Origin of the sequence: Enterobacter sp. PI-10 (assembly GCF_027947695.1) — a bacterium.
Classification (GTDB): Bacteria; Pseudomonadota; Gammaproteobacteria; order Enterobacterales; family Enterobacteriaceae; genus Enterobacter; species Enterobacter vonholyi.
In genome coordinates this window covers 830,867-846,880 of the sequence record NZ_JAJNOG010000001.1, presented here as the reverse complement: position 1 = coordinate 846,880, position 16,014 = coordinate 830,867, and the positions used below count along the sequence as shown (strand labels likewise).

At 54.9% G+C, this 16,014-nt stretch carries 19 protein-coding genes; 14 read left to right on the top strand and 5 right to left on the bottom strand.

The window, feature by feature from the left end:
• Positions 1-53 precede the first annotated feature (53 nt).
• From flgA to flgN, 3 genes are all read left to right on the top strand, one after another.
• On the top strand, positions 54-713 hold the full coding sequence (flgA, locus tag LRM19_RS04120) for a flagellar basal body P-ring formation chaperone FlgA (RefSeq protein WP_271367626.1): 660 nt from the start codon (positions 54-56) through the stop codon (positions 711-713).
• 93 nt (positions 714-806) lie between these two features.
• Positions 807-1,100 (top strand): flagellar biosynthesis anti-sigma factor FlgM, encoded by a 294-nt coding sequence (gene flgM, locus LRM19_RS04115; protein ID WP_023311133.1) that lies wholly within the window; start codon positions 807-809, stop codon positions 1,098-1,100.
• Between the two features lie 4 nt (positions 1,101-1,104).
• The gene (gene flgN, locus LRM19_RS04110) at positions 1,105-1,530 is read left to right on the top strand and encodes a flagella biosynthesis chaperone FlgN (RefSeq protein WP_008500818.1); all 426 of its coding nucleotides are present in this window, start codon (positions 1,105-1,107) and stop codon (positions 1,528-1,530) included.
• 59 nt (positions 1,531-1,589) lie between these two features.
• Here the strand turns inward: flgN and murJ are convergent, their stop codons facing one another.
• The 4 genes from murJ to rimJ form a co-directional block, all read right to left on the bottom strand.
• A complete protein-coding gene (murJ, locus tag LRM19_RS04105; protein WP_271367623.1) occupies positions 1,590-3,125 on the bottom strand; it encodes a murein biosynthesis integral membrane protein MurJ in 1,536 nt (511 codons plus the stop codon).
• 129 nt (positions 3,126-3,254) lie between these two features.
• Positions 3,255-4,178, bottom strand: coding sequence for a Gfo/Idh/MocA family protein (locus tag LRM19_RS04100; protein WP_271367622.1), 924 nt, complete (start codon positions 4,176-4,178; stop codon positions 3,255-3,257).
• A 2-nt stretch (positions 4,179-4,180) separates the two neighbouring features.
• On the bottom strand, positions 4,181-4,831 hold the full coding sequence (locus LRM19_RS04095; protein ID WP_115874722.1) for a YceH family protein: 651 nt from the start codon (positions 4,829-4,831) through the stop codon (positions 4,181-4,183).
• 9 nt (positions 4,832-4,840) lie between these two features.
• Entirely contained in the window at positions 4,841-5,425 is a 585-nt protein-coding gene (gene rimJ / locus LRM19_RS04090) for a ribosomal protein S5-alanine N-acetyltransferase (RefSeq protein ID WP_008500822.1), read from the bottom strand.
• A gap of 236 nt (positions 5,426-5,661) precedes the next feature.
• Here rimJ and mdtH point away from each other — a divergent pair, with 236 nt between their 5' ends.
• The 9 genes from mdtH (at position 5,662) to LRM19_RS04045 (ending at position 12,340) form a co-directional block, all read left to right on the top strand.
• A complete protein-coding gene (gene mdtH, locus LRM19_RS04085) occupies positions 5,662-6,870 on the top strand; it encodes a multidrug efflux MFS transporter MdtH (protein WP_271367620.1) in 1,209 nt (402 codons plus the stop codon).
• Positions 6,871-6,993: 123 nt separating this feature from the next.
• Positions 6,994-7,554 carry a lipoprotein gene (locus LRM19_RS04080; protein WP_115874720.1) on the top strand — a complete coding sequence of 187 codons (561 nt, stop codon included), beginning with the start codon at positions 6,994-6,996 and terminating at the stop codon, positions 7,552-7,554.
• A gap of 127 nt (positions 7,555-7,681) precedes the next feature.
• Positions 7,682-8,728, top strand: coding sequence for a dihydroorotase (gene pyrC, locus LRM19_RS04075; RefSeq protein ID WP_115874719.1), 1,047 nt, complete (start codon positions 7,682-7,684; stop codon positions 8,726-8,728).
• Between the two features lie 74 nt (positions 8,729-8,802).
• Positions 8,803-9,048, top strand: a complete 246-nt coding sequence (dinI, locus tag LRM19_RS04070) for a DNA damage-inducible protein I (RefSeq protein ID WP_008500826.1) — start codon at positions 8,803-8,805, stop codon at positions 9,046-9,048.
• A 273-nt stretch (positions 9,049-9,321) separates the two neighbouring features.
• Positions 9,322-9,576, top strand: a complete 255-nt coding sequence (gene bssS / locus LRM19_RS04065) for a biofilm formation regulator BssS (protein ID WP_008500827.1) — start codon at positions 9,322-9,324, stop codon at positions 9,574-9,576.
• A gap of 116 nt (positions 9,577-9,692) precedes the next feature.
• The gene (solA, locus tag LRM19_RS04060) at positions 9,693-10,811 is read left to right on the top strand and encodes an N-methyl-L-tryptophan oxidase (RefSeq protein WP_271367617.1); all 1,119 of its coding nucleotides are present in this window, start codon (positions 9,693-9,695) and stop codon (positions 10,809-10,811) included.
• A gap of 60 nt (positions 10,812-10,871) precedes the next feature.
• Positions 10,872-10,985: a YceO family protein gene (locus LRM19_RS04055; protein WP_032638658.1), complete on the top strand. Its 114-nt coding sequence runs from the start codon at positions 10,872-10,874 to the stop codon at positions 10,983-10,985.
• Between the two features lie 208 nt (positions 10,986-11,193).
• On the top strand, positions 11,194-11,760 hold the full coding sequence (locus LRM19_RS04050) for a cytochrome b (RefSeq protein WP_111965848.1): 567 nt from the start codon (positions 11,194-11,196) through the stop codon (positions 11,758-11,760).
• A gap of 1 nt (position 11,761) precedes the next feature.
• Positions 11,762-12,340: a YceI family protein gene (locus LRM19_RS04045; RefSeq protein WP_133294157.1), complete on the top strand. Its 579-nt coding sequence runs from the start codon at positions 11,762-11,764 to the stop codon at positions 12,338-12,340.
• 41 nt (positions 12,341-12,381) lie between these two features.
• Here LRM19_RS04045 and trhO read toward each other — a convergent pair whose 3' ends face one another.
• Positions 12,382-13,431 carry an oxygen-dependent tRNA uridine(34) hydroxylase TrhO gene (trhO, locus tag LRM19_RS04040; RefSeq protein WP_111965842.1) on the bottom strand — a complete coding sequence of 350 codons (1,050 nt, stop codon included), beginning with the start codon at positions 13,429-13,431 and terminating at the stop codon, positions 12,382-12,384.
• A gap of 221 nt (positions 13,432-13,652) precedes the next feature.
• Here trhO and LRM19_RS04035 point away from each other — a divergent pair, with 221 nt between their 5' ends.
• Together LRM19_RS04035 and mdtG are read left to right on the top strand one after the other, a co-directional pair.
• On the top strand, positions 13,653-14,579 hold the full coding sequence (locus tag LRM19_RS04035) for a Kdo(2)-lipid IV(A) acyltransferase (protein WP_271367611.1): 927 nt from the start codon (positions 13,653-13,655) through the stop codon (positions 14,577-14,579).
• Positions 14,580-14,719: 140 nt separating this feature from the next.
• Positions 14,720-15,937 (top strand): multidrug efflux MFS transporter MdtG, encoded by a 1,218-nt coding sequence (gene mdtG, locus LRM19_RS04030; protein WP_271367609.1) that lies wholly within the window; start codon positions 14,720-14,722, stop codon positions 15,935-15,937.
• The last annotated feature ends 77 nt before the right edge of the window (positions 15,938-16,014 follow it).

The following is a 16,014-nucleotide window of genomic DNA, read 5'->3' as shown; positions in this document are numbered from 1 at the left end:
GCAAAACCACTGCAGGTAAAATTCATTCAACTCTGGAAACGGTGGAACTTGCGATGCAAACGTTAAAACGTGGCCTGGTGGCAACTTTCTTGCTGTTTAGTCCTCTGGTGCAGGCTGATGGCTTACAGGATCGGCTGACGGCTTTTTTTGCTGAAAAACTGGCAGGCTTTAGCGATGACGTGACCGTTACCGTGCGCACGCCACCGAATCTGTACCCGATGTGTGACCAGCCGTCCTTCAGCGTGGTAGGGTTCACAAAGCTCTGGGGGAATGTGAACGTGCTGGCACGCTGCGCCAACGAAAAACGCTATTTACAGGTTGCAGTTCAGGCGACGGGCAATTATGTTGTCGCCGCCGTGCCCATTGCGCGCGGCAGCGTGCTGCAGACGAACAGCGTGACGTTAAAACGCGGGCGTCTGGATCAGCTGCCGCCACGCACCATGCTCGATATGAACCAGGCACAGGACGCCGTCAGCCTGCGTGATGTCGCCCCCGGCCAGCCGATACAGCTCTCAATGCTGCGTCAGGCATGGCGGGTAAAAGCGGGTCAACAGGTGATGGTGGTGGCCAACGGAGATGGCTTTAGCATCAACAGTGAAGGGAAAGCGTTAAACAATGCCGCGGTGGCGCAAAACGCCCGCGTCAGAATGTCCTCAGGCCAGGTGGTGAGCGGAACCGTCGATGCTGATGGGAATATTCTGATTAACCTATAATCTTTTTAAAGATTTCGCTGCGCGTGCCGATAAATATTCCACTAATGATGATATCAGGCGCAAACGCCGCGAACCCTCGATGAGGACAACACTATGAGCATTGATCGTACATCAGCCCTGAAGCCGGTAAGCGCTGTACAACCTCGCGAAACGAATGACGCTCCTGCGCAGAAAACGCGTCTGGAAAAACCGTCAACGTCCAACAGCACCAGCGTTACCCTGAGCGACGCGCAGGCAAAACTGATGCAGCCAGGCAGCAACGATATCAATATGGAACGTGTTGAAGCGCTGAAAACGGCTATTCGTAACGGTGAGCTGAAAATGGACACCAGCAAAATCGCTGACGCCCTGATTCAGGAAGCACAGAGTTTCTTACAGAGTAACTAACCGTATGAGTCGACTGTCAGAAATACTGGATCAAATGACGGTTGTTCTTAACGACCTGAAAACGGTAATGGACGCTGAACAACAGCATCTCTCTTCCGGACACATCAACGGCAGTGCGCTGCAGCGTATTACTGAAGATAAGAGTTCACTCCTGGCGACGCTGGATTATCTGGAGCAGCAGCGCCGCGCTGAGCAGGATCCTAAGCGTAGCGCCAATGACGATATTATTGAGCGCTGGCAAACCATTACCGAAAAAACTCAGCATCTGCGCGATCTTAATCAGCACAACGGCTGGCTACTGGAAGGTCAGATTGAGCGTAACCAGCAGGCGCTTGAGGTATTGAAACCGCATAAAGAAACCGGACTGTACGGTGCGGATGGTCAGACAGCGACTGCGCGTATTGCGGGAGTTAAAAAGATTTCGATTTGACGCCTGAGCGACAAATCATGCAGCGGGGAGCACCATAAGGTGAACTCCCCTTTTGGCGTTTATGCCGTACGGCGGGCAAACTCTTTCACTTTGAACCCCAGCACCGCGAGCGTGGCAAAATAAGCCACCACCCCAACGCCTACCACGGCCATCAGCCGCATCAGACGGTAAGGCATGGTGCCCAGGGACCATTCCGGCATCACGTACATCATGCCAAGCAGCGCGGCAGACATCACCAGTACCGCAACGATCAGACGCACCAGGAAACTCCCCCAGCCCGGCTGCGGCGTGAAAATATCCTGCTTGCGCAGCTGCCAGTATAACAGCCCGGCATTCAGACAGGCCGCCAGACCAATCGATAATGACAGGCCCGCATGCTTCAGCGGCCCAATAAACGCCAGGTTCATCAGCTGCGTCATAATCAGCGTCACGATAGCAATTTTTACCGGCGTTTTGATGTCCTGACGCGAGTAGAACCCTGGCGCCAGCACCTTGACGACGATCAGCCCCATCAATCCGACCGAGTAGGCAATCAGCGCGCGCTGGGTCATGGCAGCATCAAAAGCGGTGAATTTTCCGTACTGGAAGAGCGACACCGTTAACGGTTTAGCCAGAATACCCAGCGCCACCGCGCTTGGCAGGGCCAGCAGGAAACAGAGACGTAATCCCCAGTCCATCAGGCGGCAATATTCATCATGGTTGCCGCTGGCAAAACTTTTCGACAGCGACGGCAGCAGAATGGTCCCCAGCGCCACGCCCAGCACCCCGGACGGAAATTCCATGAGGCGGTCGGCGTAGTACATCCAGGAAACCGAACCGGACACGAGGAAAGAGGCAAAGATGGTGTTGATGATAAGCGAGATCTGGCTGACTGAGACGCCGAGAATGGCGGGCCCCATCTGCTTGATCACGCGCATCGCCCCGGCATCGTTGAGATTGATGCGCGGCAGCACCAGCATGCCGATTTTTTTCAGATGCGGCAGCTGATACGCCAGCTGCAGCACGCCGCCGACGGTGACCGCCCAGGCCAGCGCCAGCACCGGCGGGTTGAAGTGCGGCGCGGCGAACAGGGCAAAACCGATCATGCTGACGTTAAGAAACGTCGGCGCAAACGCCGGTACAGAGAAGCGGTTCCAGGTATTCAGGACAGCCCCCACCAGCGAAGCCAGCGAGATGAGCAGAATATAGGGGAAAGTAATGCGCAAAAGCTGCGAGGTCAGGGCAAATTTGTCAGCCGTATCGGCAAACCCGGGTGCGGTCACCATAATTACCCAGGGCGCGGCCAGCATCCCGAGTACGGTCACCACAGCTAAAGCCAGCGTCAGCAACCCGGAGACATAAGAAACAAAGACGCGCGTCGCGTCTTCACCCTGCTTGCTTTTATATTCCGCCAGAATGGGCACGAATGCCTGGGAAAACGCCCCTTCAGCAAAAATACGACGCAGCAGGTTCGGCAATTTGAAGGCGACGAAAAAGGCGTCCGTGGCCATCCCTGCACCAAATACCCTTGCCACAATGGCGTCGCGTGCAAAACCCAGCACGCGGGAAAACATGGTCATCGAGCTGACGGCCGCCAGCGATTTTAATAAGTTCATTAACGTGAATTTCCAGAACTATACGGATTTCCAGGACGGGCAAGCGTAAGCGCCACCCGGCAAAGCCTACAAGCGGCGCTTAGTCTACCCGGATTTCAACGAATTACTATCCGCAGATGTTACAGCGAGTTATTCACTCATGGCATCGCGCCAGAGCCTTTCTACAATGCGCTGCGCCATAATGGCCTGCTCGCCGGACGTTTCAGGAACCGTCTGATTATGCACGCAGGTGATAAAGTGGCGGGCGCATCCTGCGAAACCGCGCTGCTCGAGGGTGCTCTGCCAGCCTGGCGCCGGGAGCGTCACCACGCCGCTGCCCTTCTCTTCCCGCCACTCGCGCATGTCCGTAATGTCGTACAGCGCGCCGTCGGTCACCGCCTGCATGGATTCACGCTGGCTACCCGCCCGGCGGTGCATGCTGGTGGTAATCTGAAGATGCTCAACGGAAAAGTGGTGTTCAGCGTAGACCATTTGCCCCTGATCGTTTGTCACGAGGGTGCCGCTTTTCAGCTGCGCATTACCGTTGGTCAGCCACAGCGCCGTATCCACCACATGCAGGTAATCATCCAGAAGGGTAAACCGCAGATCGTTTGGCCCAATGCTGTCGGTACGGTGTTTATCCATTCGCAGCGAGGCAAGCGTGCCCGACTGCGCCTTAAGCTGCTGGTAAAGCGGCGCGAAGCGGCGGTTGAAGCCCACCATCAGCGTCAGTTTTTTGCGCGCCGCCAGTTCGATCAGACGTTCCGCGTCCGGAACATTTTCCGCCAGCGGTTTATCCACGCAGACGTGAACCCCCGCATTGAGCAGCTCGCTCACCACCTGATAGTGAGTTGCCGTTGAGGTATGCACAAAAACCGCATCACACTCGCGGGCCAGATCCTGCAGGGAGGCAGCGTACGGAATGCGCCAGGTTTCGCAGATACGTTCTGCCTTTTCTCGCGTGGGTGACCATGCCCCTTGCAGGATCCAGTCCGTCGTCGCACCTAAAACAGGCAGCCAGGCTTTTTGCGCGATGCCGCCCAGCCCCACCACGCCTACGCGTAATTTTTTCACCGTCAGTCTCCCAGATGTGCCAGCAAGGCATCCAGACGCTGTTTCAGCCCGGCGACCTCTTCTTCCAGCGCTTCTACGCGCGCGGCAAGAGTGTCTGTGCCTGCTGAGGATACCGCGTCGCTCTCCACGGTAGCGACATCGACGTCGCCGCTGAACAGATGCATATAGCGGCTTTCACGTTTGCCCGGCTCGCGCGCCAGACGCACCACGTACGGGCCGTCTTCGCGAGAAGCCAGCCCTTCCAGGGTCTGCTCGACCTCCTGCATATCGCTGAACTCATGCATACGGGAAGCGCGCGTGCGCAGTTCTCCCGGCGTCTGCGCCCCGCGCAGCAGCAGCGTGGTGATGACCGCCACTTCCGCGCTGCTCAACTTCAGGTCACCGAATTCGGAGTTACAAAAGCGCTGTTCGTACTTGGTCACGCGGTTGCCGAAGCCGCTGACGGTGCGCAAATAGTGGCGTTTTACCAGCGCATCCAGCACGTCCTGAACGTCATGCTCGCTGAGGTTCATCACCGGCTCGCGGTTGGTTTTCTGGTTGCAGGCCATGGTCACGGCGTTGACGGAGAGCGGATACTGCTCCGGCGTGGTGACCTGTTTTTCGAGTAAGCACCCAATCACGCGCGCTTCTGTACCGTTTAGCTGATACTTCATCTTTTCTCCTTAACGACCTGCGGTCCAGTCCCGGGTGGTTAACGCCGTCAGAACGTGGTCGCGCCACTCTCCGTCAATCAACAGATAGTCTTTGGCGTAACCCTCTTTCTCGAACCCTAAACGCGCCAGCAAATTGCCACTGCGCTGATTATGCGGCATATAGTTCGCCATGATGCGATGGATATGCTGCGTGCGTTGCATATAGCGGATCGCCACCGTTAACGCCTCGTACATCAGCCCCTGCCCCTGCCATTTCTGGCCGATGGAGTACCCAAGGTAGCAGGCGTGAAACGACCCGCGCACCACGTTTGAAAAATTGGCGATCCCGATAATCTCTTTCTCTTCGGGATCCAACAGAGCGAAATAAAACGCGCTGCCCTGCTTGTGAAATTCCGTAATCATGCTGAGGCGCGCCTGCCAGCCGGAAGGGTAACAATGGCTCTCATCCCGAACGGGTTCCCATGGTTTTAAAAACTGGCGATTCTCGGCGTAATAATCCGCCAGACGCCAGGCATCACGCTCATGCACCAGACGAACGACCAGCCTGTCCGTTGTCAGACGCACTTTTGGCACATTACTGCGATAGCCAAACATCGATCCCACTCCTTCCCGTCACTTCTGCTTACCCATTAGCTTTACTATACCTGCGCCTGCGCCGTCTGTGAAAACAGTGACATACCATTTTGCTCGCTTTTCACTATTTTCGATGAGAACTCTCTATCAAAGCACCCTTTTGATAAAAAAATATTGTCACGCCCGGGGGTGGGAAAAAACGCGGCGACAACGCAGAATGTTAGCGTGCTCACCATCTTATTTTCCCTGGAGGGAAAATGTCCCGCGTATCACAGGCCAGGAGCCTGGGTAAATATTTCCTGCTCGTCGATAACATGCTGGTCGTGCTCGGCTTTTTTGTCGTTTTCCCCCTTATATCGATCCGCTTTGTCGATCAAATGGGCTGGGCGGCATTAATGGTTGGCATTGCCCTGGGGCTACGCCAGTTTGTCCAGCAGGGTCTGGGCGTCTTTGGCGGGGCTATCGCCGACCGCTTTGGCGCTAAACCGATGATCGTTACCGGTATGCTGCTACGCGCGGCAGGGTTTGCCACGATGGCGGTCGCCCAGGAGCCCTGGCTGCTCTGGTTCTCCTGTTTCCTCTCCGGCATCGGGGGCACGCTGTTCGATCCGCCACGTACCGCGCTGGTGGTGAAGCTGATTCGCCCTCAGCACCGCGGCCGTTTCTTCTCGATTCTGATGATGCAGGACAGTGCCGGGGCGGTTATCGGCGCCCTGCTGGGAAGCTGGCTGCTGCAGTATGACTTCCGTCTGGTCTGTGCGGCTGGGGCGGTGCTCTTTATTCTGTGCGCGCTGTTTAATGGCCTGTTCCTGCCCGCCTGGAAGCTGTCGACGGTCAAAGCGCCGGTCCGGGAAGGGCTTGGCCGGGTCCTGCGCGACAGGCGTTTTGTCACCTATGTGTTGACCCTGACGGGATACTACATGCTGGCCGTACAGGTCATGCTGATGCTGCCGATCATGGTTAACGATATTGCGGGCACGCCTGCAGCCGTAAAATGGATGTACGCCATTGAAGCCTGCCTGTCGTTAACGCTGCTTTATCCAGTTGCCCGCTGGAGCGAGCGACGTTTTCGTCTGGAACATCGCCTGATGGCCGGGCTGTTTCTGATGACGCTGAGCATGATGCCGATCGGCCTGGTGAACACGCTCCAGCAGCTGTTTACGCTGATTTGCACGTTCTATATTGGCTCAATCATCGCCGAGCCTGCCCGCGAAACGCTGAGCGCCTCGCTTGCGGATGCGCGTGCGCGCGGCAGCTATATGGGGTTCAGCCGCCTGGGGCTGGCGCTCGGCGGTGCATTAGGTTACGCCGGGGGCGGCTGGTTGTTTGATGCCGGCAAAGCGTTAAATCAACCTGAACTCCCGTGGATGATGCTGGGCGCGGTGGGCTTTATGACGCTAATCGCCCTGTGGTGGCAGTTCAGCCAGAAACGCAGCGCGAGCGGCATGCTCGAGCCTGGCGCGTAGCCTTTCCCTCGGGCGGGAGCCTCTCCCGCCCCACTTCTCAGTTTTTTCTGCTGGTTTCTGCCCATTCACGCTGACATACTGGCGTAACAGGACAGAAGCGCCGATTTTTCGTTGAGGAACACTATGAAGAAAATTTTCTTTGCCGCTGCATTAGTTGTCAGCGGCCTGCTGGTTGGCTGTAACCAGCTCACGCAATATACCGTCAGTGAACAGGAAATTAATCAGGCGCTGGAAAAACATAACAATTTCTCGAAAGACATTGGCGTGCCGGGGCTGGCAGACGCGCATATCGTGCTCACAAACCTGAGTAGCCAGATCGGACGTGAAGAGCCAAACAAAGTCACCCTGGCCGGTGATGCGGACCTCGATATGTCCTCCCTGTTTGGCAATCAGAAAGCCAACATCAAGCTCAAGCTGAAGGCACTCCCTGTTTTCAACAAAGAGAAAGGGGCGATTTTCCTGCAGGAGATGGAAGTGGTCGATGCGCAGGTGTCTCCGGACAAGATGGCACCGGTTCTGCAAACCCTGATGCCCTATCTGAACCAGTCGCTGCGTAATTATTTTAACCAGCAGCCCGCGTACGTCTTAAGTGAAGACAAAAGCAAGGGTGAAGCCCTGGCGAAAAAATACGCAAAGGGCATAGAGGTGAAACCGGGCGAAATTATCATTCCTTTCACCGATTAACCTGAAGGGCGCTGCGGCGCCCTTTTTTTTCACGGAAAAGTGTGCAAACGAAAACGTTTCCGCTTATGATTTGTGTCCGGCAAAAACAGCCATCCTTATGACTGATTCCTGACAAGCCGGAGCTTCCATGACTGCACAACCCCAGGTTCTTAAAATCCGCCGCCCTGACGACTGGCATATCCATCTGCGCGATGGCGATATGCTGAAAACCGTCGTGCCTTATACCAGCGAAATTTATGGCCGCGCGATTGTCATGCCTAACCTGGTTCCACCAGTCACCACCGTCGATGCCGCGATAGCCTATCGCCAGCGCATCCTGGATGCCGTGCCTGCGGGACACGATTTTACCCCGCTGATGACCTGCTATCTGACCGACTCGCTGGACCCGAACGAAGTGGAGCGTGGGTTTAACGAAGGCGTCTTTACGGCAGCGAAACTCTACCCGGCGAATGCCACCACCAACTCCAGCCACGGCGTCACCAGCATTAATGCCATCATGCCGGTTCTGGAACGCATGCAGAAACTGGGTATGCCGCTGCTGGTCCATGGTGAAGTCACGCACGCGGAGATTGATATCTTCGACCGTGAAGCCCGTTTTATCGAGACCGTGATGGAGCCTTTGCGCCAGCGCCTGCCCGCGCTAAAGGTGGTATTTGAGCATATCACCACCAAAGACGCGGCAGAGTACGTGCGTGACGGCAACGATCTTATCGCCGCCACCATTACGCCACAGCACCTGATGTTTAACCGTAACCACATGCTGGTGGGCGGGGTGCGCCCTCACCTGTACTGTCTGCCTATCCTCAAACGCAACATCCACCAGCAGGCGCTGCGCGAGTTGGTCGCCAGCGGGTTCTCCCGCGCGTTCCTCGGTACCGACTCCGCACCTCACGCCCGCCATCGTAAAGAGGCGAGCTGCGGCTGTGCAGGCTGCTTCAACGCCCCAACGGCGCTTGCCAGCTACGCAACCGTATTTGAAGAGATGAACGCGCTGGAACATTTCGAAGCATTCTGCTCCCTTAACGGCCCGCGCTTCTACGGCCTGCCGGTCAACGACACCTTCATCGAGCTGGAGCGGAAAGCGAGCCACGTTGAGGAGTCCATTGCCCTGACGGATGACACGCTGATCCCATTCCTGGCGGGCGAAACCGTAAGCTGGACGGTAAAACGTTAAAAAATCAATCCCCCTTGTTGTCAAACAGATAATATACCTGTATAAATAAACAGTATATTACACAGGGGGCATTTATGCGTATTGAAGTCACCATAGCCAAAACTACCGTTCTGCCTGCCGGCGCGCTTGATGCACTGGCAGGCGAATTATCCCGCCGTATTAACAACACCTTTCCCGATAACGCGGGCGCCGTAACGGTGCGTTACGCCGCGGCGAACAACCTCTCCGTCATTGGTGCTGCGAAAGAAGATAAAGATCGCATCAGCGAAATCCTGCAGGAAACGTGGGAAAGCGCAGACGACTGGTTTATCACAGATTAACACTGCTCCCTCATTGTGTTTTTTGCCGGGTCGCCCCGGCTTTTTTTTGTCTAAAAATCCTGCAAGTTCAAATTAATTCGGCATCTTCTTTAAGAATCGTGAACAAGATGGTGTTTTATTGTTCGAACAATCCTAAAAAGCAGAAAAATGTGTTGCCAGCTGTTTATTTTTCCCGTCGGAACCCTTATTACTTGGTATACTGAAGATGCTTTCAGAAAAACATGCATTGAACCTCAGAGCCGTTGTCTTCTAACACGCATTAAGGGGGTTATAATGGAAAAGAATAGTGAAGTGATCCAGACCCATCCACTGGTTGGCTGGGATATCAGTACCGTAGATAGCTACGATGCGCTGATGCTGCGTTTGCACTACCAGACCCCGAATCAACTCAACCGTGAAGAAGCGGAAGTTGGACAGACGCTGTGGCTAACAACAGACGTCGCCCGTCAGTTTATTTCTATTTTAGAAGCAGGTATTGCAAAAATAGAATCTGGCGACTATCAGGAAAATGAGTATAAACGGCACTAAGCTTATGCCCACTTTTCTCTCTACAGGCACCCTCGCGGTGCCTTATTTATTTCTCCCTTGTCTAACCCCGCGTTGTTAATTACTCTGCTAACAAAACGTCAGTTTATGAGATGCATATGAAATACGACTTAATCATTATTGGTAGCGGCTCCGTGGGTTCCGCCGCCGGTTATTACGCAACACAGGCAGGCCTGAAGGTCCTGATGATCGATGCCCACCTTCCTCCTCATTCAGAGGGCAGCCATCATGGCGATACCCGCCTCATGCGCCACGCGTATGGAGAAGGCGAGCGCTATGTACCGCTGGTGCTTCGCGCCCAGACGCTGTGGGACGAGCTGGCGAAGCAGACCGAAGAGCGTATTTTCGAGCGTACCGGCGTTATCAACCTTGGCCCTTCCCATTCTGATTTTCTCGCCAGCGTCGAGCGCAGCGCAAAAGCCTTTAATCTTGATGTCGAGAAGCTGGACGCGACGGGCATTACCGCGCGCTGGCCTGAAATTACCGTCCCCGACGATTACATTGGCCTCTTTGAAGCCCACTCCGGCGTGCTGCACTGTGAAACAGCGATCAAAACCTGGATCGATCTTGCCGCGAAAGCCGGCTGCGCGCAGCTGTTTAACTGTCCGGTAGAGGCTATCACCCATGACGAGAATGGCGTCACGGTAACGACTATTGACGGCGACTATTCAGCGTCCCGCCTGCTCGTCAGCGCAGGAACCTGGGTCACGCGCCTGCTGCCGGAACTGCCTGTCCAGCCGGTGCGTAAGGTCTTCTCCTGGTTCCAGTCGGATGGGCGCTACAGCGCGCAGAATAAATTCCCGGCCTTTACCGGCGAATTGCCGAATGGCGATCAGTTCTACGGTTTCCCTTCCGAGAAAGACGCGCTGAAAATCGGTAAACACAACGGGGGCCAGGCTATCGCCTCCCCTGACGAGCGTAAGCCCTTCGGCGCCTTCCCACAGGATGGTTCGGAAGCCTTCTCGTTCCTGCGCACTATTCTTCCGGGCGTCGGTGGCTTGCTGTATGGCGCGGCCTGTACCTACGACAACACGCCGGATGAAGACTTTATCATTGACACCCTGCCGGGGCATGACAACGTCCTGCTGATTACCGGGCTGAGCGGCCATGGCTTTAAGTTCGCGTCCGTGCTGGGCGAGATCGCCGCACAGTTTGCCCAGGGCATCACGCCGCAGTTTGATCTGACGCCCTTCTCCCTCTCGCGATTTAACGGATAATCCGCCACGGGCTCCGGACGTCCCGGAGCCCGTTTCATTTACACTGCATGTTGGGGCGTTATGCGCAGGATCGTTAGCTTTCTTATGAATAATATTCGCGAGCATTTTATGCTCTATATCTTACTTTGGGCGCTGCTGGCCATTATTGATTTTGTTTACATCGTATTTTATTGAAAACCATGATTGACAATAATTGACGTTTATTTAACTTTGCTGAAACTCTCAATTGCATCTTGCACGAAGACATTGAATTACATTTATTGATCCTGTTCAAAAACGCTGAAATAAATAAAATAAAAATCAATAGACAATTATTTCAGTTGCAATATCACCTCTTCCCGTTCATTTTTACCTTTCGGTTAATATGAAAATGGACATTCTGATGCAATTGCGTAACTCCTCCCGGCGCTACGGAATAATATCCATAAGTTTGCACTGGATATTTGCTCTAGCCGTCTACGGTATGTTTGGACTTGGGCTCTGGATGGTCACGCTCAGCTATTACGATGGCTGGTATCACCAGGCGCCAGAGTTGCATAAAAGTATTGGTGTCCTGCTGATGCTGGGGCTGGTCTTCCGCGTGATCTGGCGACATATCTCCCCGCCGCCCGCCGCGCCAACGTCTCACAGCAAATTTACCCGCGTTAGTGCAGTCGCCGCGCATATTGCCCTCTATGCGCTGCTGTTTGCCATCCTGATTAGCGGCTATCTCATTTCGACGGCTGACGGTAAGCCGATTAACGTTTTTGGCCTGTTCGAGGTTCCGGCAACGCTTAGCGATGCCGGGGCGCAGGCCGATACGGCGGGGGTAGTTCACCTCTGGCTTGCCTGGAGCGTGGTGATCCTGTCCGTACTTCACGGGCTTGCCGCCCTCAAACACCATTTTATTGATAAAGACGATACGCTAAAGCGCATGCTTGGCCGCTCGTCAGTTGACTCTGGAGCATAAAATGAAAAAACACCTGCTGGGTATCGCCCTGGGTTCTCTGTTATTCACCGCCGGTAATGCCGTGGCGGCGGATTATAAAATTGATAAAGAGGGCCAGCACGCTTTCGTCAATTTCCGTATTCAGCACCTGGGCTACAGCTGGCTGTACGGCACCTTTAAGGATTTTGACGGCACGTTCACCTTTGACGAGAAAAATCCCGCGGCCGATAAAGTCAATGTGACGATTAATACGAACAGCGTCGACACGAACCACGCAGAGCGCGATAAACACCTGCGAAGTGGGGAGTTCCTCAACGTCGCGAAATTCCCGCAGGCGACCTTCACTTCTACTGAGGTGAAGAAAGACGGTGATAAGCTGAATATTACCGGAAACCTGACGCTTAACGGCGTAACAAAACCGGTCACGCTTGATGCTAAATTACTGGGTCAGGGTGACGACCCGTGGGGCGGTAAACGCGCAGGCTTTGAAGCGGCAGGGAAAATTCACCTGAAAGATTTTAATATCACAACGGATTTAGGCCCGGCGTCTCAGGACGTTGAGCTGATTATTTCCGTTGAAGGTGTGCAGCAGAAATCATAATTGATTCGCCCGGCAGGCTTTTGCCGTGCCGGGCGTTATTATCATTCCGGGTCAGGGATACCCAGTTTGGTATTCAGACGACCGCGTGATTTATTAAAAATCTTGTTGCCGTTTTCACGTCCTGCGCGACGGCGACGCTGCTCTTCTTCCGGCAGGATGCTCTCTTCACTGCACAGCTCGCTACAGCAGCCGTTAAACTTCTCGGCACAGGCCGGGCACTGAATGAACAGCAGATGGCAGCCGTCGTTTTTGCAGTTGGTGTGGGTATCGCACGGCGCGCCGCACTGATGGCACTGGGCAATAACGTCTTCAGAGATACGCTCACCCATCCGCTCGTCAAAGACAAAGTTTTTCCCGATAAAGCGTACCGGCAACCCCTGCTCGCGGGCGCGACGAGCGTACTCGATAATGCCGCCTTCAATGTGCCAGACCTTATTGAAGCCGTTGTGCTTCATCCACGCGCTGGCTTTCTCACAGCGGATACCGCCGGTGCAGTACATAACGATCTTTTTATCTTTATGCTCCTGCATCATCTCAACCGCTTTGGGCAATTGCTCGCGGAAGGTATCAGCCGGGATTTCCATCGCGTTCTCGAAATGCCCCACTTCGTACTCATAGTGGTTACGCATATCAATGAATACGGCATCCGGATCGTCCAGCATCGCATTCACTTCCGCCGCCTTCAGGTATTCACCGACGTCCGACGGGTTAAACTCAGGATCGTCGATACCGTCCGCCACGATGCGTTCACGCACCTTCATGCGCAGCACCCAGAAGGATTTCCCGTCATCATCCAGGGCAATGTTCAGGCGTAAGCCGTCGAGTGCAGGGTCAAACTGATAAAGTACGTCACGGAAGGCGCTGACTTTGCTTTCCGGTACGCTAATCTGCGCGTTGATGCCTTCACGGGCAAGGTAGACGCGGCCGAAGACGTTAAGCGCCGTGAACGCCTGATAAAGCGCATCGCGGGTCGCCTGCGGATCGTCGATCGTGAAGTATTTATAGAATGAGATGGTTGTGCGCGGTTCGGTTTCAGCCAACATACGCGCTTTTAACATCTCATTCGAAACGCGGTTATGTAACACTGGCATGGTGTACTGTCCTGGATTCGTTAGAGAGAATGAAAAATCGGTCGGCATCATATAGCAAACAAAACCAATTTACATCCACACAATTTACGCTACATTTCACACACCCTGATTAATCAGGCTTAACAATTGCTGTATTCGTGCACGCTTCGAAAGCAGATATTTTGGCTACGTCTCAAAAAATGAGACACTAGCAAAACAGGACGTTTGAACACAGGAAAGACATGACCCAGTTACCAAAATTTACTGCCGCCCTTTTGCATCCCCGCTATTGGTTGACCTGGCTTGGCATCGGCTTTTTATGGCTTCTGGTACAGCTTCCCTACCCTGTTATTTTTCGGTTGGGTAAATTTCTGGGCCGCTTCGCGCAACTGTTTATGAAACGTCGAGCCAGAATCGCGTACCGCAATCTTGAGCTGTGTTTTCCGCAGATGAGCGAGTCAGAGCGTCACGATATGGTCGCGAAGAATTTCGAATCCGTCGGGATGGGCCTTATGGAAACCGGCATGGCGTGGTTCTGGCCGGACAAACGCATGGCTCGCTGGAGCGAGGTGACGGGCACCGGCATGGATCCGGTGCATACGCTTCAGGCCAACCAGACGGGCGTTCTGCTGATTGGCGTCCATTTCCTGACGCTTGAAATCGGGGCGCGCATGTTCGGCATGCAGGCGCCGGGCATTGGCGTTTATCGCCCTAACGATAACCCGGTCATCGATTTAATCCAGACCAACGGCCGCATGCGCTCCAACAAAAGCATGATCGACCGTAAAGATCTGAAGGGAATGATCCGCGCGCTGAAATCCGGTGAAGTGGTCTGGTACGCTCCCGACCACGACTATGGCCCGCAGGCCAGCGTATTTGTCCCCTTCTTCGCCGTTGAAGAGGCCGCCACAACGACCGGAACCTGGATGCTGGCGCGGATGTCCAAAGCCGCCATCGTGCCTTTTGTTCCCCGCCGTAAGCCGGATGGTTCAGGCTACGAGCTGATGATGCTGGGGCCGGAACTCGCGCCGCCGCTCGACGATGCGGAAACGACCGCGCGCTGGATGAACAGCGTTGTGGAGAAGTGCATTATGCTGGCGCCCGAGCAGTACATGTGGTTGCACCGCCGCTTTAAAACGCGGCCACAAGGCACGCCGTCTCGCTATTAATTCTCATGCGGCCCTCAGGGCCGCATGCTGTTTTAGCTTTAAAAGCTCCCCCTCATTGCGGCATTCATAACCCAGGCGCATAATTAGCAGGCTTATTACTTCATGCTTCAGGTGCTCAGCACCTCATTATGCGGATTGTTATGTCACCCTCAGATGCCCCCATAAACTGGAAGCGTAACCTCACGGTTGCGTGGCTTGGCTGTTTCCTCACCGGCGCGGCGTTTAGCCTGGTTATGCCTTTCCTGCCGCTCTACGTCGAACAGCTGGGCGTGACGGGCCACAGTGCGCTCAATATGTGGTCCGGCCTGGTATTCAGCATCACGTTCCTGTTTTCCGCGATAGCCTCACCCTTCTGGGGCGGCCTTGCCGACCGCAAGGGGCGAAAAATCATGCTGCTGCGTTCGGCGCTGGGGATGGCCATCATCATGGCGCTTATGGGCGTGGCGCAAAACGTCTGGCAGTTTCTAATCCTGCGCGCGCTGCTGGGCCTGCTGGGAGGATTTATTCCCAACGCGAATGCCCTGATTGCCACACAAATTCCCCGCCATAAAAGCGGCTGGGCGCTGGGCACGCTCTCAACCGGCGGCGTGAGCGGTGCCCTGCTGGGGCCACTGGCCGGCGGACTCCTGGCCGATAGCTATGGACTGCGGCCGGTTTTCTTTATCACCGCCAGCGTGTTGTTCCTGTGCTTCATCGTCACCCTGCTCTGTATTCGGGAAAACTTCACGCCTGTCGCCAAAAAAGAGATGCTCCACGCCAGGGAAGTGCTGACCTCGCTCAAAAATCCCAGGCTGGTGCTGAGCCTGTTCGTGACGACAATGATTATCCAGGTGGCTACCGGGTCGATTGCCCCTATTCTGACGCTTTACGTTCGCGATCTGGCGGGTAACGTCAGCAACATTGCATTCATCAGCGGACTCATTGCATCCGTACCCGGCGTGGCGGCGCTGCTGAGCGCCCCGAGGCTCGGAAAACTGGGGGACCGGGTGGGTCCGGAAAAAATACTGATCTGCGCGCTGGTGATTTCCGTCCTGCTGCTTATCCCGATGTCGATGGTGCAAACGCCATGGCAGCTGGGCGTCCTGCGCTTTTTACTGGGCGCCGCCGACGGCGCGTTACTGCCCGCCGTTCAGACCCTGCTGGTCTACAGCTCTACAAACCAGATTGCCGGGCGTATTTTCAGCTATAACCAGTCGTTCCGGGACATCGGTAACGTCACCGGACCGCTGCTCGGGGCTGGGGTCTCCGCCAGCTTCGGTTTTCGCGCCGTCTTTATCGTGACGGCGGGCGTCGTGTTGTTCAATGCCATTTATTCATGGTTTAGTTTATCCCGCGCGTTACGGCCCGTGACGGAATAAGACGAACGCCTGACAGCTTATTTTCGTATTCATACTTGCAGAATCGGATATTCAGCTATTCTTTCCCTGAAACCTTC